Below are 21,296 nucleotides of genomic sequence, written 5' to 3'. Positions count from 1 at the left end.
AACCTTACTAAAAACCGCTTTAGTCGAATTTAATTTCAATATCGTCCGGGGAAGTATTGATGCTCTCGCTGTTCGCATCCGTCTCATTAAAATTCACTAAAACGTTAGCGCCTATTGCGATCACCAAGGTGCCCACCAGCGCGCCAAGAAAATAGGCCCACGGATTCCCGACGGTGAAACCACCGTACAAGCCCCCCAACGGCGGCATAATGGGATAGGCTTTAAACAGCGCCACCGTCATTGAGCCCATCGCGCCCGCCAGTATGTTTAACGGAATTAATCGCGCGGGATTTTTCAACGTAAACGGTATTGCCCCTTCGGATATTCCCAGAATGCCCATAATCACCGAGCCATTACCGGCTTCTTTTAGGGTTTCACTGAAGTTATGTGGCCGGATAAAGCGGGCAGCGGCATAGCCTAATGGCGGAATAATAATCGCAACATTAACCAAAATAGCTGGTAAATAAACGCCGCTCATAAACAGCACATTTCCCGTGCCCCATGCCGCTTTATTAACTGGCCCGCCAAGGTCAAAACAGATCATGCCGCCCAGTACCGCAGCCAGCACAACGGTATTGGTACCGTCTTCGGTCATGCGCTGCACCCAGGCCATCAGCGAACTGTTGAGCCAGTGCAGGACATCGCCCAGCAGCAACAGCATCACGACAACCTGCAGCCCAACGGTAATAAACGGCAGGATGATGAGGGGCACGGACGAAGCGGCAGAACCGGTGATGCGGATTTTTCGTGATACCCATTCCGCAGAGTAGCCTGCAAGCAAGCCGCCCAGTACGGCCCCCAAAAAACCGGATCCGGTGACAGAGGCAATCAAACCCGCCGCAAAACCTGGCGCCAGCCCTTTTTTCCCGGCTATTGAATAGGCAACGTAAGCGCCTAATACGTAATTCATTAATCCAATGATTTTGAAGCCGATATCCTGGGCAAGATACAGCCATTTTTCCAGCCCGCTACTGTGGGCAAAGCTGTCCAGATTGGGTTCACCCAGGATGATGCCGATAATCTTCGCCACGGCGACGACTAACGAGCCGGCAATAATGACGGGCAGCGCAAAAGAGATCCCTGTCATTAAATGGTTTTTGATATTGACCATAGTTTTTTTCATAGTGTCACCAATATCACGGGTTACGGCGCGCCTCGACAGCCGCCACGCATTTTGCAATGACCTCGGCGGCATGTCCGACGCACTGACTGATTTTCACCCTAATGACGGTCTTACCGGCAAAGCGCTCTTCTTCTTCAATCGAGCGATCGGCGGCAATCAGCACAAAGTCCGCTTCAGCAATATGTTGTGGGGTTAATTTATCGATCATCCCCATCGCCCCTTGCTGTTCGATATGCACCTGATGGCCCAGCGTTCTTCCCGCTTTCTCAAGCGATTTGGCTGCCATTGGCGTATGGGCTAAGCCCGCAATACAGGACGTGACGCCTACGATATTCATGCTTCCTCCTTAAACTGGATTCGTTGCACCATAAACTGGAACAGGGCATCCCTGTTTTCGAGCGTAAATAAGGCTCGCCTGAAATCATCATCAACAATCTGGCTTGCCAGCGCGTTAATGATTTTTAAATGCAGAAGACTGGCGCCAGATTTTGGTACCAAAAGTGCGAAGATTATTTTGATGGGTTCGCCATCCAGACTTTGCCATTCAATTGCGTCATTCAGCCGAATAAAAATCACGCCGGCTTTTATTACGTTGTCCGTTTTGGCATGAGGCATGGCGATTTGACTTTCAAAACCCGTGGAATATTCATGCTCGCGCTGCCAGAGATCCGTTTTAATGTCATTTGCACTCACCGCCCATCCCTGTGCAACCGCGTGCGAAGCAATAAAATCAAAGACCTCGTCTTTGCTGGTAAATGCTTTATTTAAGAATATGCTTTCGCGATCAATAAGCATGTTTTCCCTCTTGCCGGATTGTTCCGTACCTTGATGAAAATCCTAACCGAAACCTAAGGTATGTAAACACAAGCGGTTTCCGGTATGGTGCGGAAGATGTCTGCGGCAGAGCGGGCCAGAAATGGGAGGCAGGTCTAAATAATAACTTTCTTTGAGATATGGATCACGTGGAGGAATAAGGACAGGTTTTAGAGGTGTTTGTAAGGTGGTAAAGAATAGGGATATTTGAAAAGGAGGTTGGAGGGAATAAAAGAATTCAGCTGAGTGATTATGGCAAGAGGGAATGGTGTTTTGTTATATGTTAAATAATCTTATGTAGCCCCCCTGAAAGGTAATAAAAAATTGAAGTAGTACTTACAATCAAGATTGATTGAAACCCTATATAGATAAAGAAGTCTTAAATACCAACTTTATAGATTCTTTCTTGAAATTATCATTAGAGAGCATACACTCTAACTTCCTGATACAACCGGAAAACCCATAATTATTTAGCTATTAAAACCACAGCACCTGCAATTAACCTCTTCGCACACCACTTGAAAGTGCGCTAATAACCTCTAGGAAAAACGATATTTCAAAAACCCCTTCAAAAAATTCAATTAAAGTAGCGCTATAAAAAGTTGGCAACTGAATTCTTACCTTTCCCTTACTACGAAATCTCCCGGTCTATTCCAGGCTATCTCCTTATAAGGCATATTAATTTCACCTCTTTCCTTAAGGTAATCCATAACCTGAGATGGAGCCCAACCCTGTCCGTATGAAAACAACGCGCCCATCTCAATAAGTTTTTTCAATACAGTAATCTTATCATTTCCATCTTTAAAATTAACACAGTAAGAACACCCCGCCTCAAGATAACTACGCATCGATAAAATAGAAATGTCATGACCGCAACCTACTGATTTAATCACAACTATTTTATCTTCCAATATAGTCACAACAATAGCCTTTAACATTTCACTCCTTAAATAATCTCAATCAGCTTATTTTCACCAATATTTACTTAAGCTTAGATAACTCCTTTTTAAACTTTGCTATCAACTCCATCCATTCGTTATATGAATTATTTTTAACATAACAATCACCCAACCATTTTGGATGACAACGTGAAAGTAAACTTTCGATAGCGCTCAACCTCTCAGAGTCGCTTTTACTTAATGTCAATACCTTACCCATTAGACTTTTTATTTCATTCGCTTCATCTACGTAAGAAGCAAACATCAATGCTTCGTATATTTTCAAACTAGTTTTATCTATACTCATGGCGTTTTTGGTGCCTCTTTGATACTCATCACCTGTGAAGTTTATTCGCTACTCTCTAGTGAATTTCTTAATCGCCATTTAGAATTTAACATTCCATTGTTATTGATAATAAACCGCCAAATAACCACAGACCTTAATACTCATATAAACCAGAAATTTGAGCTCGCTGCTATTATTAATGTCGAATTTTATTGAACGGTTTATCCCACCCGCCAGCCCTATCGGGTCATGCTGGGTAAACCGGCCGCTGTCCGGGTCATAATAGCGGAACAAATTATAGTGCAGCTTGGTTAATTCGGCACCTGTGGCGCCTCACCCCTTGGGCTATCGCTAAAGCGATGTTCAAATTTGCTTGAGCAAATTAGGTACTGGCCCTACATGCCCAGGTTCTGCTCTACCACCGGAATTCGCTGGTTAGACTCGCGCAGCAGTTTGCCCCACGGGCTGTTCACACCTTCCCATACTTTTTGCCTTTATTAAGTTCGTCATAATATCTACCGAAAAATCAATGCATAATTCAAATTAAATTTAATTAATTCAAGTTTCACTGCCAAATATTAAATAACTGTTTCCAGATTCCCATCTCTTCATCTGTAGCAAGACTATAATCGCCAGTAACCTTTCGATAATTCATGAAACAAACGTCAATGGCCCGAATGGAAACTGTTTTATTCTTGCGACTTCCATCAATGATAAATTTCATCTCCTCGCGATATGCTTCATCTTTAATCATTTTTTGAAAAAAAATCTCAAGAAAATCTAAAACTTCATTGTAGGAAAATAAATCTATCATTCTCTCTCCGGTAGAATATCAACTTTATCGAACTCTATTACACTTGAATTAGCATGCATTTTTTGATTTCTCCAGCACCATATTCTGGGGAGGCTTAGATGAATGGTCAAGAGGGGGCTCCCTCTCTATCACCAAACATTCGAGGATGACGCACTTGTGGCACGCCGTTTCCAAAAAATTGCAACGTACCCCCCTAAATCTGAAATAACTCTATGATTTGTAGATTAATATCAAAAAATAAAATGTAAACTCCTTGAAATCGGCACCTGCGGTGCCTCATTCCTTGGGGCCATCACTGAAGCGATATTCAAATTTGCTTAAGCAAATTAATCCCGGTCCAGATACTTGCCCTGCATACGCAGGTTTTGCTCCACCACCGGAATTCGCTGGTTAGACTCGCGCAGCAGTTTGCCCCATGGGCTGTTCACACCTTCCCAGGTCTTTTGACCTTCAGCGTCGGTCAGTAGTTCTGGCGTGCCGTTAGCCGCGCAGTGGAACCAGAATATTTCCGGGCTTTCCACGCCATCAATACGGACCAAAGGCTCATAGCTCTGGCTGTCGCTGTAGACGTAGGTCAGCGGAATGCCGTCGTGGATCTCCTGCAGCAGGCGGTAGCCTTCCCAGACAAAGCGCGTCGTGACGGCGTTGCCAGATGGTCTCCACTGTAACAGCTGCTGGCGGGTTTTACTGATGCGACGTCCCAGCGGATCGTAGCGGAAACTCACCTTAGTACGCGGCCTATTACGGTCACGTGGCTCGCTGATCACATCCGTCAGGCGGTGCTCACCATCGTAACGGTAGCGCCAGCGGGTCTGGCCGTCATCCTTTTCAGTGGTACGACCATGAATGTAATATTGCCAGCGGATTCCGTTCAGCCCGGTCACGCGGTTATGCATGATGTGGGAAGCGGCATGGCGATCCAGCGGGTTGCCAGCACTGTCCCAGCAGCAGTGACCTTTACCAAGTTGCACGCCATCCTGAGAAAATAGCCAAATAACATTTTAATATTGCTGGGTATTCCTCACTATCAGCACTCACAATAATAACTTACGTCTGACTTTAGGCTTTACAATTTTTTTACTCATTTAAACTTAAAGATTATTATCATTTATTATTTTCCATATTTTGCTCTTTACAGAATCCAAAAATTTATTAGCTTCACTCCTTTCTTTTTCATCATCGCGCCAAATATAAAAATCAGTAAAAGAACCATTCCCCTGCTCCATTGTTTTCCATGTATCACAAGCTTCCTCTAAGCTCTCTTTTTCAGAAGCACCTTCCTTGTTTAAGCAAATATCAAGTTTTTCAATTATTGCCAACACTCCTCTCATCCAATTTTTTTCATGTTCTTTCTCAAGGATTTTTTTCAGAATTCCAAATTCAATCAATAAATCGGCAGATATCTTTCTATAATCCATATAATTACCTCAACGGCCAACTATCAAGCACTTCTACTCCACTTAGTCGCCATGGTTGCTCAACAAATATTTGAGTTATATTTTGCCCACCGAGATAGGCCCCACCTTGATAGCCGACAGGTCCTTCATAAATAGTAGTTCCTTTAGGAATAACTATCTTATATACAGACTCGATTGGAGAAGTACCTGTCAATGTACCATTCTTATCTATCCACTGCGGCTTTACAGCTAAGTCTATATGTACTTTTGCTACAGAATCAGCAGGATTTCTAGTAAACCATTGTCCTAAAGCATTTTTACCACCGCCAGCTTTACCTGCTCTGTAAAGTACTAAATCATGTTCCAAAACATGAACGTTATATTTCCCACCCGCAAAGTTTGCGGCTGGATTCCCATTTATTTTTGCCAAAGGACCAGGGTTGTTAACCATGTCATATTTATAATCATTTTTACATCGATTTAAACCTAATTGATCAGTCCAGCTTAAAGCATTTGGTGCGTAGCTATATAAATTAATCCCGCCCGCCAGCCCTATCGGGTCATGCTGCGTAAACCGGCCGCTGTCCGGGTCATAGTAGCGAAACAGATTATAGTGCAGCCCGGTTTCACGGTCCAGGTACTGGCCCTGCATACGCAGGTTCTGCTCCACCACCGGAATTCGCTGGTTAGACTCGCGCAGCAGTTTGCCCCATGGGCTGTTCACACCTTCCCAGGTCTTCTGGCCTTCAATGTCGGTCAGCAGTTCCGGCGTCCCGTTTGCCGCGCAGTGAAACCAGAATATCTCCGGGCTTTCCATGCCATCAATACGGGCCAGCGGCTCATAGCTCTGGCTGTCGCTGTACACATAGGTAAGTGGAGTATCGTCGTGGATCTCCTGCAGCAGACGATAGCCTTCCCAGACAAAGCGCGTTGTGACGGCCCTGGCAGACGGCCTGCCCTGTAACAGCTGCTGGCGGGTTTTACTGATGCGACGTCCCAGCGGATCGTAGCGGAAGCTTACCTTAGTGCATGGCTTATTGCGGTCCCGCGGTTCGCTGATCACATCCGTCAGGCGGTGCTCACCATCGTAACGGTAGCACCAGCGGGTCTGGCCGTCATCCTTCTCGGTGGTACGGCCATGAATGTCGTACTGCCAGCGGATACCGTTCAGTTCAGTTACGCGGTTATGCATGATATGGGAAGCGGCATGGCGATCCAGCGGGTTGCCTGCGCCATCCCAGCGCCACTGCTCATTACCCGGCTGCGCGCCTTCCTGAGACAGCAGCCGACCGGCGTTATCGTAGTGCCATAATGTCTGGCTGAACGGGTTATCGTCGCGCTCTTCACGAATCAGGTTGTTGCCGTAATCGAAGTCGCGACGGCGGGACCAGACGCGCGGTGCAGGACGCTGTGCTTCCCCTTTGAAAACGTCACGGCGGCGCAGCCTGCCTAAGCGATCGTACTCACTGCGCGTGGTCAGGCCGCCCTGCGTGCGGCTGAGTTCCCGATGCAAGGTGTCACGGGTAAACTCGGTGACCGGCAGGTTGTCCAGCGCGATGCTCAGTAAATGGCCACTGCCATAGTAGAGCTGCTTCAGGTTGCGACCATCCGGCAGGGTTAAGGCCGTGCAGTTACCCAGCGCGTCGTAATCCCAGGCCAGCGCGCCCTGTTCACCCTGCTCACCTACGATGCGGCCCAGCGCATCATGGGTAAACGCAATCTCCTGCTCAGCCTGCTGGCTCCACGCGCTGTCAGACAGCGGCAGATGCTGCGACACTTTACTTAACTGCCCACCCCCGCTGTAGTGATAGCGCGTCTGGCCTTCCGGCGTGGTCCGTGCCAGCAGTTGTCCCGCCCGGCTCCAGTGATAGCGATGGGTAATCGCCTGAGGATGCCCGGCGGCAAAGGTGCGAGATAACGTGCGTCCTGTCGCGTCATACTCGTATCGCGTGGCAACGCCATCCAGCCCCACTTGGGCCAGCAACAGGGAATCTGCACCCCACTCGAACTGATACTGCTCGCCGTTCTCGTTTTGCAGCGCCGTCAACCGACCACGGCTGTCCCAGCTGCGCTGAACCGTCTCACCCTGGGCATTGCGGTTGGCAATCAATCGTCCGACGTTGTCGTAGCGGAATTCACTACGTTTACCATCCGCTGACTCGTGGGCCAGTGGCAGGCCGTTGTCGCTCCAGCGCAACCGCTCTTCCCAGCCCTCTGCCCGCTCCAGCAGAACAGGACGGCCCGCAGCATCATAGTGATACCGGGTTTCTTCACCATCCGGCGCAGTCACACAGCTGAGCCAGCCAAGGGGATGATAGCGGTAGCGCGTCGTCAGCCCTGAACAGTCTGTTTCGCGGATAACCTGGCCGGCATCATTGAATTCACGGCGGTAGCTGTTGCCTGCCGCGTCAATCTCTTCGACAACCAGCCCAAACTCATCCCGCTTATAGAAGGTACTCTGCCCAAGCGCATCAACCACGCGCTCAAGGCCATGATGGGGATCGTAATAGTATTTCGTGGTGGCACCGTCAGCCCCGGCAACGACCGTGGGCAGAGAACGGTGTGACAGCCATTGCACCGCCTGTACACCGCCGTCCGCATCTTTCTCTTCAACGCGGTTGCCGAGATCGTCATAGGTGAAGCTCACCGCATTACCCAGCGGATCGATACGGCGCGTCAGGAGTTCGTTTTCATCCCATTCATAGCGCCAGGTCTCGCCCCGCTCATCAATAAAGCAGGTAATGAGCCCTGCAGCATTCCAGTGATGTTCGCGCTGCTGACCGTCATAGGTCGATACGCGCGTGATGCCAGCATCCAGATCATAATGCATATGGCAGCCGTCACCAGTATTGGTGCGGTTCTCAACAACGCGCCAGTGATCCAGCTTCTGCCAGCGATATTCGCTTTCCAGCCCGCCGGGCAGTTGATGCCAGACCATTAACCCGTCATCGTTGTACCGGAAGCGCCGCGAGACAACGCCTGCGGCATCGGTGACGCTGGCAAGCTGGCCCTGTTCATTGTAAGTCCAGTGCGCTAATGGCCAGTGCTGCTCACCATCAAAATGGCTGGCATAGGTCGGGCGCTGTGCATGCTGTTTGTCGTCGTAATGCAGGGTAACGTCAATGGCCAGCGGCGCGTCATGAATGCGCACCAGGCGAGCCTGCTCATCCCATCCCATCTCCAGCGCATTGCCGTACTCGTCGCTCAGAGAAGCCAGCCGCAGCACTTGCGGATCGGCGGCCGTGCGTCTGTACAGACGCCATACCGCACCGTCGTCGTCGGCAATGGCGATATCACCCAGTTCGTTGCGCCTTACCATCAGCCCTTCGCTGATGCTGTAGAGCACCTCTTTTTCACCGGGAACCGCAAAGCTCAGCTCGCGCCCGTTGTCATCAAACCAGGTCGCCTGATTGCCATCCAGCGTTAAATAGCTGTCAAACACCGTCGCCCAGCCCTGACCAAATAATCCGCAGCGCTGGGTCAGGCTGTTATAGCTACGCTGGAAACTGAGCGGAAAACGGCCTGGAAGGGAGAAGTCGCGCTCGGCATCATCATTAAGCACTTTGACGCCGGTGGAAGCATGAACGGGGAAAAGCGAGGAGAAGGCGGCGTTGATCGCCATATCCGCCATCATCCCACCGACCGCGCCAGCAAGTGCGCAGGGCATGTTTTTCAGGATCTGGCTGGGGCGACCACGAATCAGGGAAAGGCCGATCATCATCACGGCCAGACCTGGCACCTTGCCACTTTTAATCTCTCTTACTGTGACGGTTTCACCACCAATGATGACATTGGGGGAAACATCGTCACTCACGGTGGCATCACAGGTGGTTTTATCCTTTGCGCGCACCGCAGGCTGGCCATTGATAAAGACGCTTTTCGATCCCTGCGCCAGATATTGCGGTGCGCTGTGCTTTTCACAGGCCACTTTGTCCTGTTCCAGCGGAGAGGTGCCCGCGTCGGCGGAGGCTACCGTGGGTTGCCACATTGCACTGCCAAACTGGCCCACCGCAGAGAGCAGCATGCCGCCATAGTCTGCGAAACTCTTGGGCGATTGCGGCTCCGGTGGCGGCGTATCTCCGGGCGTAAGCATCCCGGCTGCGCGTGCAGCTAAAAGACCATTAACGTGAACATTCTCTGATCCGCTGGCGATCACACCGGCTGGAGAAGGCGGGAATATCATGTCTCCCAGCCCATCGGCCGCTTTAGTGATGTCATCCGAAATGCCCGCAGCGTTCGCTAATACACCGCCAATAATGCCGCTGAGCAGACAGCTGGAACCAATGGCTGCCACGCCTGCCGCAGCCATTCCTGCACCCAGCAATGGTGCTGCTGCTGTTGCCGCCACACCGACCGCCGCACCGATCACGGCGTAGGCTGCGCCCTCAGCGACAATACTGGTGATATCAGCGAAAATGCTGGAATGAATGATTTCATCGCCCACGCGGGCCGCACGGTTATCCATAGCTTATGCTTTCCGTGGATTGTTCAGACTCAGGCTTTGTTTGAAGGCATTCCAACACTGGCCGTCTTCTTCATTGAAAGCGCGCATCGCGGAGAGGGTAAAAATCATTAAGATGTTGCTATCCGGAACCCGGGTCGCCAACTGTCGCTGCCACACGGCTTGTCCGTTACGATCGAAGGCGGTTTCAACTTCTAGCGCACGCAAAGCGTTATCCGCGCCAGCCGTAACCCGAACAAATTCCGTCTGCTGAATGTGGCCCATCTGGCTGCGCAACGTGTCCCACTGGCGCTGAAACTCTTTTTCCGCATCGCTGTCCTCAGGAATCACACCACGACTCACCACTAATGCCAGTCCGCTGGCGTCATCCCGCAAAATATTCATGGTCGTGTCCTGCCAGGCAGCAGGAAACAGCGCAAAAGCGCCTTCATTAAACTGATAATTCATTGGATGTCCGTTTTATTGATTGTTTGTGGCGGGTGGAACCAGGCTACGATAATCGCCATCCGCGTTATCGGCATTTGTGAGTATCTGTGTGTTATCACGTGCAACTTTGATATCAAAAAGCCGGGGAGAAATATCCGGGTCCCCGCCGCAACTGACGTCATGGTTGTCTTCACGAACCGTGATGATGTAGAACGCCTTCTCACTGGTGTCATCCAGGTCGTATCTCAGACATTGATCATCAAGCGCTGTGAGGTGATAAGTATGAATCGCGTTCGTCGCTAAGGCGATAGCCTGATCAGCGCTGACTTCATGTTGCTCTGCACTCATGGTGGTATTCAACATAATGTGGCTGACTTTTTGCTGGTCAATTTCGAACATCAACTGCTTCTCACCCATCTTATAGATAAGCCAGTGCTGATTATCACTGTTCTCTTCTTTTCCGGGTCCATAGGCTTTCTGAACCTGTTCCACGCTATCGCCGACGATTATGTTACGAGCCGTCGGCACGCTGGCACCGTCCAATAGGATCTCTGCCAGAATTGCATGGCTGGCGTTTCCTACCGCTGTCGCGCTGAATAACTGAAAGCCTTCATAGGTATGTTGGTAATAGTTGTACCGCTGCTCATTGATGACGACTTCTCCGGCCACAACGGAACTCAGGGCTTTGCCTGCGCGTATGAAGCTTTGGTTGTTCCATGCGTCGCCGGGGGTGAAAGCGTAGTCGTTGAGCAGGACCGAGAAATCGTTATTGCTAAGTGGAGGCGCTGATACTGTCGGCACCGTATTTGCCTCGCTTACAACGGATGTTAGCAAAAACGCCAGTGCCAAAAAAAACCTGATTAACGTCATATATCTTCTAATGAGAGAGGGGCATTCGAGCAAGATAATCGAACAGGGAAAAAATTGCTGCTGAGTGTTGTGCCTAACGGTTATTACTGAGAACGAGTCTCTTTAGTCGTCAGTGGTAATAATGACTCTACTCAGGCAGTCCGGATTTTTAGCCGTAAACGAAAAGGTGATAACCTGCCCGTTGGCATCAGGGGATGATGTGTAGCTGGTGAGCTCATTTTCAGACTGTCCGCGTGGATAATCCGTTAACCGGATAGCCTGATAATGTTCTTTTATGTCATTAAGTGTAATGCATTTCCCTTGTGGCGAAAAACTCAGAAAGGGAGCCATTCCGTCAGGGGTTTTACTCAAGCGCAACTCAATATCGCTAATCAAGGAAGCATCGTTAAGCCTGACCCGGTCAGCGCTGTAAAAATTGATATATTCATTCTGACTTTTTAATGTGAACGCCATTGGGGCATTGTGAATAGCTTGCACAGACAAACTTTTCACACTGGAACTCATCTGAGTGACAAAACTCCATATATCATTTGCTTGCATCTTTGCTTCCACTAATCCGCTTATAAAAAAACCTGCCACTAATATGACTGATAGTTTACTTTGACGGGTAATTTTTATCATACCAACCTCCATAATAATCTTCGTAAAACTCCTTAGTGGTGGAGGTCTGTTCACCCTTTCCAAAGATGCGCCCAATTTTCATTCTTGCGTCACTCTCAGTTATGTCACCTTTTTGCAAGGAGTCGAAGATACTGTTGTAATCCTTCTGATTCGCAGCATTACCGGCTATACCGATGTCTCCCCCCTGATTAGCAATGATTTCACGCTGTACACGAATATTATTTAGTGTGGCAGCGCCTTCATCACTGAGTGTACTGTTCAGATAACTATTCTTAGAACTCAGATCAATATAGGGTTTATAAAGTGCATGCCCACTCTCATGTGACAGCGACTGGACGACTTTAGCGGCATTATTCATCTGGCTTTTATCGACGGTTATGATGCGGCCCTGACGATCCGCTGAAGTCCCCTTGCCCGCCTCACCTTCTTTAAAAACCCATCCGCGCTTTTTCAGTGTAGTGATATCCTGTTTCATGGTAGGTGATTTCTCAACCAAATTATCGACATCTTTGCCATAACCGCTAAAAGAGGATGTTTGAACACGAGTGGGATTAGCAACATTGTTTGAAGCGTCGGCAGGTGCGCTTGCCAGCGCACCTGCCGTATCAGGCTTTCCCGGCGTAAATTTCTCCTGTACGGCCGCATCAATATCGCCTTTGTGGCCTGCACCCGGCGCACTTGTGCCAGGTTTAGCCCCCGACGTATTCAGATTCAGTTTGCCACCTGTCGTAATATGTCCATCGTTCTCAACAAAGAAGTTAAAATCTTTTCCAATAAGATTTATTGTTCCGTTGGCATTGAGCTCGATAGCACTTTCACCAGAAACAAGCCTCAACTGTGTTCCCGACGCCAGAACATACTGTTCAACTACGGCATCAACTTTACCCTGGCCAGTCAGGATTTCGGTTCCGCCTTTTACAGCCTGACTCTGATTGGCTTCAACCCTATGCAGCTCATTTTTAGCAACATAGTGGCTTCGTTCTCCACCAACGCTGTGCGTTTCGTCATTTTTGACGTTGGTATCCATGTTCTTCTGCGCCTGGATCCACAAATGCTCCTCGCCCGCCTTATCCTCAAAGCGTAATGCGTTCGCGGTATCCGCAGTGCCGTCTTTCGAGCGACTCAGAAAGCCCATTTGTGTGGCGGCAGCCGGTAGTGCCCATGGCGGCATACTGGCTTCGTTATAAACGCGGCCAATGATCAACGGACGGTCTGGATCGCCGTTGATGAAGTCCACGACGACCTCATCGTTGACGCGCGGGATCTGCACCCCGCCGAAGCCCTGGCCCGCCCAGGCGCTTGAAACGCGCACCCAGCACGAACTCGTGTCGTCGCCCTTCGCCAGACGGTCCCAGTGAAACTTCACCTTCACCCGGCCGTATTTGTCCGTCCAGATGCTCTCGCCTTTCGGCCCCACCACCTTCGCCGTCTGCGGGCCGTGCGTCTTCGGCCACGGCGTCTCCGGCTTCGCACGGTACGTCACCGCCGCCGGCAGCACCGTGAAGTCAATGTTGTGCCGCGTGGCGCCCACGTCGCCGCTCGCGTAGCTGTTCTCTTCAAAGTCGTAGTGCGCCGACGTCACCAGGTATTTGCCGTTGTCGCTGAAGTGCGGCGCGTTCAGCAGCGCGAAAGTGTAGCCCGGCGCGATGCCCGTCGCCGTCCCGCTCCCGCTCACCATGTGGTGCTCCACCTGCCACACCTCCTGGCGGATACGCGCGTAGTACTCGCCGTGACCGTGCTCCACGAAGCGACCCGGCCAGTCGTAAACGTCCACTGAGCCCGGGGTCGGCGACACCGGGTTCTGCCGCGCCTGCAGCATCCACGCGTTCGGCTTGCGGAAGTCGTAGTCGTCCGTGCTGTACATCCCCGGCGTCACGCTTTCCGACAGCGCCCACTGGCTCACGCCCTCTTCCGTCACGCTGCCGCCCGACGGCGTCACGTGGTATGCTATCGTTTCGTAGCCCGGGAACGCCTGATGCTGGTCCGGCGCGTCGCACAGCACCAGCGTGTGCTTGTCCGCCTCGTGCCGGAAGAAGTAGTAAATCCCCTCCAGCTCCATCAGCCGGCTGATAAAGTCGAAGCTGCTCTCCTGATACTGCACGCAGTATTCCCACACCCGGTAGCTTCCCGCCAGGCGCGTTTCCACGTTCACTCCGTACTCCTTCAGCAGCGTCTGCACAATCTGCGGCACCGTCTGGCTCTGGAAGATGCGCAGGTTGCGGTCGCGCTTCATCGGCCACAGATCCGACTCCACCGTCAGCCCGTAAACGGCGTAGCGCACGCCGCCCAGCTCCTCGCTGCGCACGCCTATCTGAGTAATTTTGCCGTTGATGTAGCGCGGATTCACCGCGCTCAGCAGACCGTCCGTCGGCAGCGTGAAAGTAACCGGCTTGCCCAGCAACGACTTACGATCAATGCGCGCGTCGGTGGAGAGCAGCTCCGCTTGCAGCACGAACGACTGGGACAGCGCTTCGCTGCCGCTCAGACGTCGGAACAGCAGTCCTTGTGCGGGTAACTGGACTGTAATACGTGAAAACATAAAATTCATCCCTGTCAGAAAAGGGGTTGGTAAAAAGGGTTAACGCGTTAAGGCGCAAGCATCAATACTTTGAACTGGCTGGGAACAATACGCATGCCGATCGCATTCGTTGAATTTTGCAGACTCATGCTCGTAAGCCGCGTTGCCGGTGTGCCTTTCAATAACACCGTGAATGAACCGGTAAGGTGACGCGAGGGTCCCATGACCGTTCCCGATGCCACACCGGTTGCGACGCCTGGGTTATCGCCGTTGGTGAGTGGCGTTACGGTTGCCATATTATGCGCAGGCATTCCCATGAAAAGGATATTTAGCGCATTTGGGATTGCTGTCGGCCCCAGCGCAATATCGGGATAAGGAATCGGCACCGGTGCGGGCGTCGGCGTCAGGCACACATCCGGGAAAGCCAGATCCACACCAAAAAGCTGACAGTTTGCAAACATATTGACTCCTTAACCCATATGGATTTGTTCAGAATCCACTTTGGTTATTGCTTTCGAGGTGATTACCGTATTGTGAGCGTGCAAACGTGCGTAATCCTCGGCTTTCATATCCAGTTGCCCGGCACGGACCTGCTCTGTGTTATGCGTGGTACGCAGCAGGTTATGGCTAATCTGCGTGATGGTTTGCCATACGGATTCTGCCCGTTTGCCCACGATACGTGAAAGACTGACCCATGCAGACAGTTTGTCACCACTGTAATTCATCTCGTTGATATGGCAATCCCCTTGCTCAGCGCTGACGCGCAGCGCGGCACTGTTTAAGCTCAGCTCACCGGCGCTATTGATATGTAAATCGCCCGGTACGCTGAGTTCGGCCTTTAGCGGATCGCTACGCTCCAGCACGGCCAGTAGCCAAATCTGGTTTTCGACGCTGGTGACTAATACTGTGTCACCCGTTTGCGGCACAATGACGCAACTTGCTGCCCGGCGACAATGCCAGCCTCGCCCTTCACATTCAACTGTCAGGCTGCCATCGACGAAGCAGTGCGTGACAACCCCCGCAGCCTGCACCGGCGGTAAAATGGCTTTTGCCAGCGTATGATTGACATTATTCATTGCTTGATCTCCTCAACTGCGGCTCTGGCGCTGCGCGCTCCAGGCTTCAGCTGCCAGTAATTCTTCATCAAATTCAAGAATGCCCTGACGACCAGAGAACTGCGCGTTCTCCTGGCGCGCCCGGTGCATGCGCGTTCGTGAAAAGGTTGCACCGCGTAGGTCTGCCATGCTGATATCGGCCGCGGTAAAGTCGCTGTACGTTAAATCGCAACGAATAAAGAGCGCCTGAGAGGCCTTTACCTGTTGCAGGATGCTCTGGAAAAAACGGCTGCCTGTAAAATCAGTGCGCTCAAGCACGGCACCAACGAAAATGGCCTGATCGAAAAGGCTTCCTTTGCAGTGTGCGCCAGTGAGATCGGCCTCCATGAAGAGGGCCTGGCTGGCGTTTACCTGATTAAGCTGAGCGGCTTTAAGCGAAGCGCCTTTAAAATTGCATTGCGAAAGTTGAGCACCATTAAACAGCGCTTTATCCAGCGCGCAGTCCATGAACTGGCAACCAATAAACCGTTGATGTGCATAATTCTTTTCGCGTTGGTCGCATTTAAAAAATACCGTACGTTCAAACTCACCCGCACTCAGGACTGTCTGGCGTAGGTCAATGCTGTAAAAGGTCGTCAGCAGACTTTTGCAGCCCTCAAAGTCTGTTCCATCCAGTACTGATTCAAAAAAGACGCAGCGATCAAACTGTGCCTGTGTAAACTGAGCTTGCGCGAGCGGGCATTGCATAAACTGCGTGCTTAGCAAGGTACTACGCGCAAAACTGCTATTGGTAAGCGCACACTGGTTAAATACGGTTTCGCTCAGGCTTGAGTCATCTGCCATTAACCCCGACATTTCGCACTGGTTAAAGACAGTCTGCTCAATTTTTGCCTGGCGCAAATCAGCCTGGTCAAGCTGACATTCAGTAAAAACCGTTTCTTTTAAATTGGCCCCCTGCAGATTCGCCCCTGTTAAGGACACGTCCTGAAAGATCCCACCAGAAAGATCGTATCCCTGCAGATTAAGGCCATTCAGGTTTAACTCGCTGACGACCTCACCTTGTTTGATTTGCCGATGCAGCTCCGCTGGAGTGAGCGCTGTCATACAATTTCTCCATCACGCTTCGGCAACGTTTTGATACGCTTTGTAAAGGCGCCATCAAGTTCCGTGGTTTCGCTGGTAAAAGCCTGAGACAGATCGGCACGAAACAGATTAGCACCAGAAAAGCGTGCACCACCTAACTGGCTTTTTTGCAATATCGCGCCCATCAGATTGGCATCAGTGAAGTCAGCATCGCGAAAATCCGTGCGCACAAACAGGCTGCCTGCCAGGTTCGCTTGCTGAAAATTAGCCCCTTTACAGCTTGCCTCACTCAAATCACTGTTATCCAGTTTTGCCTGGGTAAACACCGCAGCGTTAAGCGGTGTCTGGCGCAGATTACTTTGCCGCAGCGTGGCGTGGGTGAAATCTGCATCATTAAGGGAACTGCCGGAAGCCACCGCACAGGTCAACCAGATTGAGCCGCTGAAAGTTGCCCCATCAGCCTGCGTTTCCACCCATGAGCAGCTCTCTAATTCAGCACGGTTAAAAACAGCCTGTTCCAGTGTGGATTTTATAAATGTCGTTTTACTGAGTTTCGCCTCTGTAAAATCAAGACCCGGCAAATCGAGTTCCATAAACACGCAAGCCTGAAGGATGCCGCGCTGAAAACGGCATTGGGTAAACCAGGTTTCCCGGAACAATAATTCACAGAAGGTCGCTTCATTAAAGGTACAGTTATCGAAAAGCGTTTCTTGCAACTGGGTATCTTTAAAGTACGATCCCGAGAAATCACTTTGGCAACACTGGGCTAAAGCAAAGCTGGCACGTTCAAAATTACAGTTGCGTAGCGTACTATGGTGCAATTCGGTTCGCGCCAACATTGCGCTGTTGAAATTGGCCCCGTCCAGTTGGCAGTGACTTAAATCGGCACATTCCAGCAGCGTCTTACTAAAGTCGGCACCGCGAAGATCCATACCCGTAAAGTCCGCGCCGGTCAGATCCATGCCGCTAAAGTTTCCACCCTGAGCAAGCGTCCTTTCCGCACGTTGACGAATGATCTGTGCCAGGTCGCCCTTCAGGCGCAGGGCGGGTGGCTGACTGTTGACGGACAGGAGGTACATTTGATGAAGAGCATCACGCATCTGTGCCAGCTTTTTCTCACTTAAGCTCGCTTTGTTGCGCTGGAGCATTTCCTGCATACGAAAAAGCGTTTCCGGACCACGCGGCTGATGTTCGTCACCTCCATTTTGCGGATAACGAGCCTCAATATCGCGTTTACGTTGCTCTGCCTGTGCCTTCATCTCCTCGGCCTGGCGCTCCATTTTTTCGATAAACTCCGGCAGGTCTTCCAGCTTCGGCAGTTCGGGCTCATCGGGTTCGTTGAGTAAGTCACCTATATCTCCACCGGATGCCTCAATACGCGCACGGTGTTGCTCACGAAGAAGTTTTGCCCGCGTTTGCATATTATCCCGCATCGGACTGGGCGTTTGCTCAATCTGGTTATCAATCCAGGGGCCGATCGTGTCATCTGGAATAAGATCCTTTTCGCGGAATGAAAAGAGCGCCCCGTTTTCCTTGTCCAGGCGTTGCGTGAGCACCTTGCGGTAATGGTTGACCGAGCGTGGCGAACCCCGTTTTTCCAGCGCGGGCATCAACTGCAAGACATCAGCCGCGTCATCTTCATTGATGCGCGTGTTCCCTTGCCATAACAGAACCATTTGCTCCAGATGAGGAAAGAACCACACCGTGGTTGCCCGCAGTGAAATTTCCTCAAACAGTGTTTCATCTTCGCGCTGACGATTAATAAAGCAGCGTGCCTGCCAGGGAGGGAGTTTGCCCTCCTGCACCGGCTTTTGCGGATGCATATTCCAGATTCGCCAGGCGGCTTGTTCAGGTAAGGTATCGCGATCTGCCCACCATTGATCAGGACTGGCAGCATTAAAGACTTTCCAGTCGATATCGCGCGCAAAACCGGGAAAATCATTTTGTAACCAACTGGAATCGTATTTTTTTCCCATACGACTAAGACGTCGTGGCCAGCTAATATCCAGCGGACCAAATCCAGCAGGTTCAGGCTTTTGTTTAGGCTGCGTAAGACGTCCGCTCATCGCTTCAATGTTAGGTAGGCGGACGAACTCATGGCCCTGATGTATTTCGGGATGAATGCCAATGCCATAGGGATTGTCATCGTGCCCTTCGCCGCCAAAAGCCCGGCTCCAGTCCAGTCGCATTTCTTCAAAGGGCTGCGGCGCTGTGATGTTATTTCCAACCCAGTAGCGATCGCCAAATACCGCCAGCGACTTGCTTAGCGTATCGACTTCAATCTTTGCCGCGCAGGCGGTTTTATCGCTTTGATGATGTGTATAGGCATTGCCCGTCGCCAGAAACTCAGCACACACTTTCGGGATGGCCAAATCAAGGACGCCGCCACTGGTCTGTAACTCGCTGGCAGCCAGTTGCCAAAGCTCCATTTCCGGGCGGAGCTTCGGGTTATCACTCATATCGGCTAACGCCAGCACGGTAACGCCAAGATGGTTTTTACCCTGCCAGCGAAAAGGGCGATTAAGTACGCTCAGGCGGAGAGGTTTAATAATTTTCATGCCTGGGTTTCCTTTATATAAAGCGTGTAGAACTAAGACCCGGCTATCCCGGCCAAGATTTCAGTCAAAGAACAGGACGAGATGTCAGTCAAAAACTAATCAAGATATTTTTGTTACTCTGTTGACCCGACGGTATTCAGTTTGATGATGCCTGGCTGTTTTTCATTACAATAAGGCTAAATTCATTACCAAATTTCTATAGCGGTTAGTTTTCCGCTCAAATAACACAACGCCCTATACCTAAGGCAAACTCGCACTAACATTATGCGTCTTTGCATAATTTACGCCAACCCCACAGCATGCTATAAAATCAGGAAACAAACGCGAATTTTTAATTACAAAAAATGCTTAAAACCTGATGAAAGTTACCTTTCCAATATGAGAGGTTTATCATAGAGCGCAATTCGCTTGGGATTTTTAGGATCATATTTTATGATCGTACCATTTCCTGGTTTAAACCGTTCAATCTCTTCAAGCGTTAAGTTCCGCATTATACTGGCCTCAATCTGTTTATTTTCTAAGGTTCTAAATTTAACACAAATTGTATAAACAGGTTGACCACCACTCCAAACCGTAGTCTGTTGTGTGGAAATAATATCAGCATTAGCGGCAATACCTGTTTTGATAATATTAGCTTGCACGAAACCATTTTTAATAAGCGGCAAAAAAATTCTGGTGAAAACGTTTACCATACGAAACAGAACAAAGACTGAAACGGCTGCAGCAAAAATTGCCCATCCCTTCTCTGATGCACTCATAACAACCTCTGAAGCATATTTTTATACCTAAACATAGTCATTCACCGCATGAAGATTATTCTTGAAGGCCGTCAAAATTATAGGGCAATAAATCTTATTCGAGATTAATCACAGCCATTTTAGGTGGATCACCACAACTGTACTTCACAGAAATCTTAATTCCTTTTTTTATTTTATGTATTTGACTGGATTTAACGGCACACATAGCAGAATATCTTTTCTTAACACCATAAATGGTAGCATTAAAATAAAAAGTATAAAAATATTCATCGCCGTACTTGGTATCATTTTGACACCAATTTAACGCAGTCACGATGATCACGTCACCTGACCAATCGTCACGAGTAACCCACTCTTTAATCCCTTTCAATTGTGATTTATCAGGCTTCAACACAGAGAATGATATCGCAATCGCACAAAGCGTAATGATAACGCCAATCAAAAAAGGGGCCTCAGTTAAAAAAGTCATATATATAACCTGATTAGTTCAGCCATTATGAGCGTTACGTTAATCAAAAGGTATAATTCACTAAAAACAAAAATTAATATGATTACAACATTTAAAAATTAAAGACATCAGCGCAAAATCATATAAAAGCAGTCATAATCTGCTTTTATACATCACCAGTTAAAGATACACAGGCATCAATAAAACCAGAGCCTAATATTATTATTTAGCCCTTACTGGTTTCCCGCTCTCATCTTTAACAAATAAAATGCTACTGGTTTTTATATCGAACTTACCTTCATACACATCGCCAACCTGATATTTATCAAGCGCAATTAGCAATACTGTTTCTTCGTGTTTTTCGACTAACCAACTTTTCCCATGTAAGTCCGTTACTCTCAAGCTCATTTCCACTACTGGATTATTATTGAGAAAAAGACCGTTTTGCTTCATTGACAATATAATTATCTGCACGTCACTGCCATTCTTGGTGACAGCTTTTTCAAACTGATGAGAGCATCGTACTATTTTATTCGCAAAATAATAAGATATAAAAATAATCAAAATAGTTAAAACAACATTTAGAACACTTAATATTGACATAAATCAATCTTATTAAATAACATGAAGAGAAAAAATTCTTTCTATATATGTGTGTTCTCAATGATATTTATTAAATGCAAAAGATTCAAATTTCACTCTAAAAAATCAATTTCCAAAAGAAACATCAATAACTGCAATTTTTTTTGGTGGCACTCCCTGGTACTTAAAAGTCAAACTGAGACCTTTTCTCAATTTACTTACCTCTGATGCGTTTAATACAGTAGCAGCCTTGTAAATCCCTTGAGACCCACCAATATCAGCTTCAAAAGCAAGCAAATAATAATGATCATAGTTATTAACTATCGATGTCTGTCTCCATGACTGTAATGTTCCTGTCTCTAACTCTCCTTGCCATGAATTTCTGGACAACCAGTATTTAACTTCTAAAGAATCTTCTTTTTGCCCTTTAATTCCCTTTAGTGAGACAACAATAAGCAACACAGTCACACCAATGGCTAACAAAGACAAATTATCAGGAATCATTCTCACAAAACCTCTTTTAGATAAACATGTGAAGCAAACC

20 protein-coding genes and 3 pseudogenes are annotated in these 21,296 nt (G+C 49.1%); all 23 read right to left on the bottom strand.

Annotation, left to right across the window (positions count from 1 at the left end):
- Window positions 1-19 precede the first annotated feature (19 nt).
- Complete coding sequence (locus tag AAIE03_RS05785; RefSeq protein WP_047714092.1) at window positions 20-1,123, bottom strand: PTS fructose transporter subunit IIC; 1,104 nt, start codon at window positions 1,121-1,123, stop codon at window positions 20-22.
- A 13-nt stretch (window positions 1,124-1,136) separates the two neighbouring features.
- Window positions 1,137-1,460, bottom strand: coding sequence for a PTS fructose transporter subunit IIB (locus AAIE03_RS05780; protein ID WP_028722723.1), 324 nt, complete (start codon window positions 1,458-1,460; stop codon window positions 1,137-1,139).
- Window positions 1,457-1,918 (bottom strand): PTS sugar transporter subunit IIA, encoded by a 462-nt coding sequence (locus AAIE03_RS05775; protein ID WP_022623317.1) that lies wholly within the window; start codon window positions 1,916-1,918, stop codon window positions 1,457-1,459. The genes AAIE03_RS05780 and AAIE03_RS05775 overlap by 4 nt, the downstream gene beginning before the upstream one ends.
- A 635-nt stretch (window positions 1,919-2,553) precedes the next feature.
- Window positions 2,554-2,874 carry a hypothetical protein gene (locus tag AAIE03_RS05770; protein ID WP_104933451.1) on the bottom strand — a complete coding sequence of 107 codons (321 nt, stop codon included), beginning with the start codon at window positions 2,872-2,874 and terminating at the stop codon, window positions 2,554-2,556.
- Between the two features lie 43 nt (window positions 2,875-2,917).
- On the bottom strand, window positions 2,918-3,181 hold the full coding sequence (locus tag AAIE03_RS05765; RefSeq protein ID WP_024472304.1) for a hypothetical protein: 264 nt from the start codon (window positions 3,179-3,181) through the stop codon (window positions 2,918-2,920).
- Between the two features lie 198 nt (window positions 3,182-3,379).
- Window positions 3,380-3,472: pseudogene (locus tag AAIE03_RS05760) on the bottom strand (RHS repeat-associated core domain-containing protein); the annotation flags it as partial.
- Between the two features lie 86 nt (window positions 3,473-3,558).
- Window positions 3,559-3,651: pseudogene (locus tag AAIE03_RS05755) on the bottom strand (RHS domain-containing protein); the annotation flags it as partial.
- 74 nt (window positions 3,652-3,725) lie between these two features.
- Window positions 3,726-3,974, bottom strand: a complete 249-nt coding sequence (locus AAIE03_RS05750) for a hypothetical protein (protein WP_104933453.1) — start codon at window positions 3,972-3,974, stop codon at window positions 3,726-3,728.
- Window positions 3,975-4,303: 329 nt separating this feature from the next.
- Window positions 4,304-4,963 (bottom strand): annotated as a pseudogene (locus AAIE03_RS05745) (RHS repeat domain-containing protein); the annotation flags it as partial.
- A gap of 102 nt (window positions 4,964-5,065) precedes the next feature.
- The gene (locus AAIE03_RS05740) at window positions 5,066-5,392 is read right to left on the bottom strand and encodes a hypothetical protein (RefSeq protein ID WP_024472462.1); all 327 of its coding nucleotides are present in this window, start codon (window positions 5,390-5,392) and stop codon (window positions 5,066-5,068) included.
- Between the two features lie 4 nt (window positions 5,393-5,396).
- Window positions 5,397-9,836, bottom strand: coding sequence for an RHS repeat-associated core domain-containing protein (locus AAIE03_RS05735; protein WP_498562866.1), 4,440 nt, complete (start codon window positions 9,834-9,836; stop codon window positions 5,397-5,399).
- A gap of 3 nt (window positions 9,837-9,839) precedes the next feature.
- Window positions 9,840-10,280 (bottom strand): DcrB-related protein, encoded by a 441-nt coding sequence (locus AAIE03_RS05730; RefSeq protein WP_498562865.1) that lies wholly within the window; start codon window positions 10,278-10,280, stop codon window positions 9,840-9,842.
- Between the two features lie 12 nt (window positions 10,281-10,292).
- Window positions 10,293-11,108, bottom strand: a complete 816-nt coding sequence (locus AAIE03_RS05725) for a hypothetical protein (RefSeq protein ID WP_498562864.1) — start codon at window positions 11,106-11,108, stop codon at window positions 10,293-10,295.
- 123 nt (window positions 11,109-11,231) lie between these two features.
- Complete coding sequence (locus AAIE03_RS05720) at window positions 11,232-11,750, bottom strand: hypothetical protein (protein WP_227008708.1); 519 nt, start codon at window positions 11,748-11,750, stop codon at window positions 11,232-11,234.
- Complete coding sequence (locus AAIE03_RS05715) at window positions 11,725-14,289, bottom strand: type VI secretion system Vgr family protein (RefSeq protein ID WP_498562863.1); 2,565 nt, start codon at window positions 14,287-14,289, stop codon at window positions 11,725-11,727. The genes AAIE03_RS05720 and AAIE03_RS05715 overlap by 26 nt, the downstream gene beginning before the upstream one ends.
- A 47-nt stretch (window positions 14,290-14,336) precedes the next feature.
- Window positions 14,337-14,729, bottom strand: coding sequence for a DUF4150 domain-containing protein (locus AAIE03_RS05710; protein ID WP_014605535.1), 393 nt, complete (start codon window positions 14,727-14,729; stop codon window positions 14,337-14,339).
- 9 nt (window positions 14,730-14,738) lie between these two features.
- On the bottom strand, window positions 14,739-15,344 hold the full coding sequence (locus AAIE03_RS05705) for a DUF3540 domain-containing protein (protein ID WP_498562862.1): 606 nt from the start codon (window positions 15,342-15,344) through the stop codon (window positions 14,739-14,741).
- 12 nt (window positions 15,345-15,356) lie between these two features.
- Window positions 15,357-16,427, bottom strand: coding sequence for a pentapeptide repeat-containing protein (locus AAIE03_RS05700; RefSeq protein WP_206116808.1), 1,071 nt, complete (start codon window positions 16,425-16,427; stop codon window positions 15,357-15,359).
- Window positions 16,424-18,964 (bottom strand): DUF2169 family type VI secretion system accessory protein, encoded by a 2,541-nt coding sequence (locus AAIE03_RS05695; protein ID WP_058707448.1) that lies wholly within the window; start codon window positions 18,962-18,964, stop codon window positions 16,424-16,426. The genes AAIE03_RS05700 and AAIE03_RS05695 overlap by 4 nt, the downstream gene beginning before the upstream one ends.
- A gap of 365 nt (window positions 18,965-19,329) precedes the next feature.
- On the bottom strand, window positions 19,330-19,722 hold the full coding sequence (locus AAIE03_RS05690) for a DUF3592 domain-containing protein (protein ID WP_058707276.1): 393 nt from the start codon (window positions 19,720-19,722) through the stop codon (window positions 19,330-19,332).
- A gap of 94 nt (window positions 19,723-19,816) precedes the next feature.
- Window positions 19,817-20,191, bottom strand: coding sequence for a hypothetical protein (locus tag AAIE03_RS05685; RefSeq protein ID WP_089529281.1), 375 nt, complete (start codon window positions 20,189-20,191; stop codon window positions 19,817-19,819).
- Between the two features lie 201 nt (window positions 20,192-20,392).
- Window positions 20,393-20,773: a hypothetical protein gene (locus AAIE03_RS05680; protein ID WP_145033866.1), complete on the bottom strand. Its 381-nt coding sequence runs from the start codon at window positions 20,771-20,773 to the stop codon at window positions 20,393-20,395.
- Between the two features lie 105 nt (window positions 20,774-20,878).
- Window positions 20,879-21,256, bottom strand: coding sequence for a hypothetical protein (locus tag AAIE03_RS05675; RefSeq protein WP_058707449.1), 378 nt, complete (start codon window positions 21,254-21,256; stop codon window positions 20,879-20,881).
- Between the last annotated feature and the right edge of the window lie 40 nt (window positions 21,257-21,296).

The sequence above is a fragment of the Pantoea sp. Ae19-2 genome (genome assembly GCF_059801205.1).
This window is presented reverse-complemented; position numbering and strand designations above follow the sequence as displayed.

What these genes read in the sequence shown, in the direction of transcription:
- AAIE03_RS05740 (WP_024472462.1), bottom strand. Translation starts at nt 5,392, where the DNA reads ATGGATTATAGAAAGATATCTGCCGATTTATTGATTGAATTTGGAATT.
- AAIE03_RS05680 (WP_145033866.1), bottom strand. Translation starts at nt 20,773, where the DNA reads ATGTCAATATTAAGTGTTCTAAATGTTGTTTTAACTATTTTGATTATT.
- AAIE03_RS05785 (WP_047714092.1), bottom strand. Translation starts at nt 1,123, where the DNA reads ATGAAAAAAACTATGGTCAATATCAAAAACCATTTAATGACAGGGATC.
- AAIE03_RS05700 (WP_206116808.1), bottom strand. Translation starts at nt 16,427, where the DNA reads ATGACAGCGCTCACTCCAGCGGAGCTGCATCGGCAAATCAAACAAGGT.
- AAIE03_RS05715 (WP_498562863.1), bottom strand. Translation starts at nt 14,289, where the DNA reads ATGTTTTCACGTATTACAGTCCAGTTACCCGCACAAGGACTGCTGTTC.
- AAIE03_RS05780 (WP_028722723.1), bottom strand. Translation starts at nt 1,460, where the DNA reads ATGAATATCGTAGGCGTCACGTCCTGTATTGCGGGCTTAGCCCATACG.
- AAIE03_RS05750 (WP_104933453.1), bottom strand. Translation starts at nt 3,974, where the DNA reads ATGATAGATTTATTTTCCTACAATGAAGTTTTAGATTTTCTTGAGATT.
- AAIE03_RS05765 (WP_024472304.1), bottom strand. Translation starts at nt 3,181, where the DNA reads ATGAGTATAGATAAAACTAGTTTGAAAATATACGAAGCATTGATGTTT.
- AAIE03_RS05720 (WP_227008708.1), bottom strand. Translation starts at nt 11,750, where the DNA reads ATGATAAAAATTACCCGTCAAAGTAAACTATCAGTCATATTAGTGGCA.
- AAIE03_RS05690 (WP_058707276.1), bottom strand. Translation starts at nt 19,722, where the DNA reads ATGAGTGCATCAGAGAAGGGATGGGCAATTTTTGCTGCAGCCGTTTCA.
- AAIE03_RS05705 (WP_498562862.1), bottom strand. Translation starts at nt 15,344, where the DNA reads ATGAATAATGTCAATCATACGCTGGCAAAAGCCATTTTACCGCCGGTG.
- AAIE03_RS05730 (WP_498562865.1), bottom strand. Translation starts at nt 10,280, where the DNA reads ATGAATTATCAGTTTAATGAAGGCGCTTTTGCGCTGTTTCCTGCTGCC.
- AAIE03_RS05695 (WP_058707448.1), bottom strand. Translation starts at nt 18,964, where the DNA reads ATGAAAATTATTAAACCTCTCCGCCTGAGCGTACTTAATCGCCCTTTT.
- AAIE03_RS05685 (WP_089529281.1), bottom strand. Translation starts at nt 20,191, where the DNA reads ATGACTTTTTTAACTGAGGCCCCTTTTTTGATTGGCGTTATCATTACG.
- AAIE03_RS05710 (WP_014605535.1), bottom strand. Translation starts at nt 14,729, where the DNA reads ATGTTTGCAAACTGTCAGCTTTTTGGTGTGGATCTGGCTTTCCCGGAT.
- AAIE03_RS05735 (WP_498562866.1), bottom strand. Translation starts at nt 9,836, where the DNA reads ATGGATAACCGTGCGGCCCGCGTGGGCGATGAAATCATTCATTCCAGC.
- AAIE03_RS05770 (WP_104933451.1), bottom strand. Translation starts at nt 2,874, where the DNA reads ATGTTAAAGGCTATTGTTGTGACTATATTGGAAGATAAAATAGTTGTG.
- AAIE03_RS05675 (WP_058707449.1), bottom strand. Translation starts at nt 21,256, where the DNA reads ATGATTCCTGATAATTTGTCTTTGTTAGCCATTGGTGTGACTGTGTTG.
- AAIE03_RS05775 (WP_022623317.1), bottom strand. Translation starts at nt 1,918, where the DNA reads ATGCTTATTGATCGCGAAAGCATATTCTTAAATAAAGCATTTACCAGC.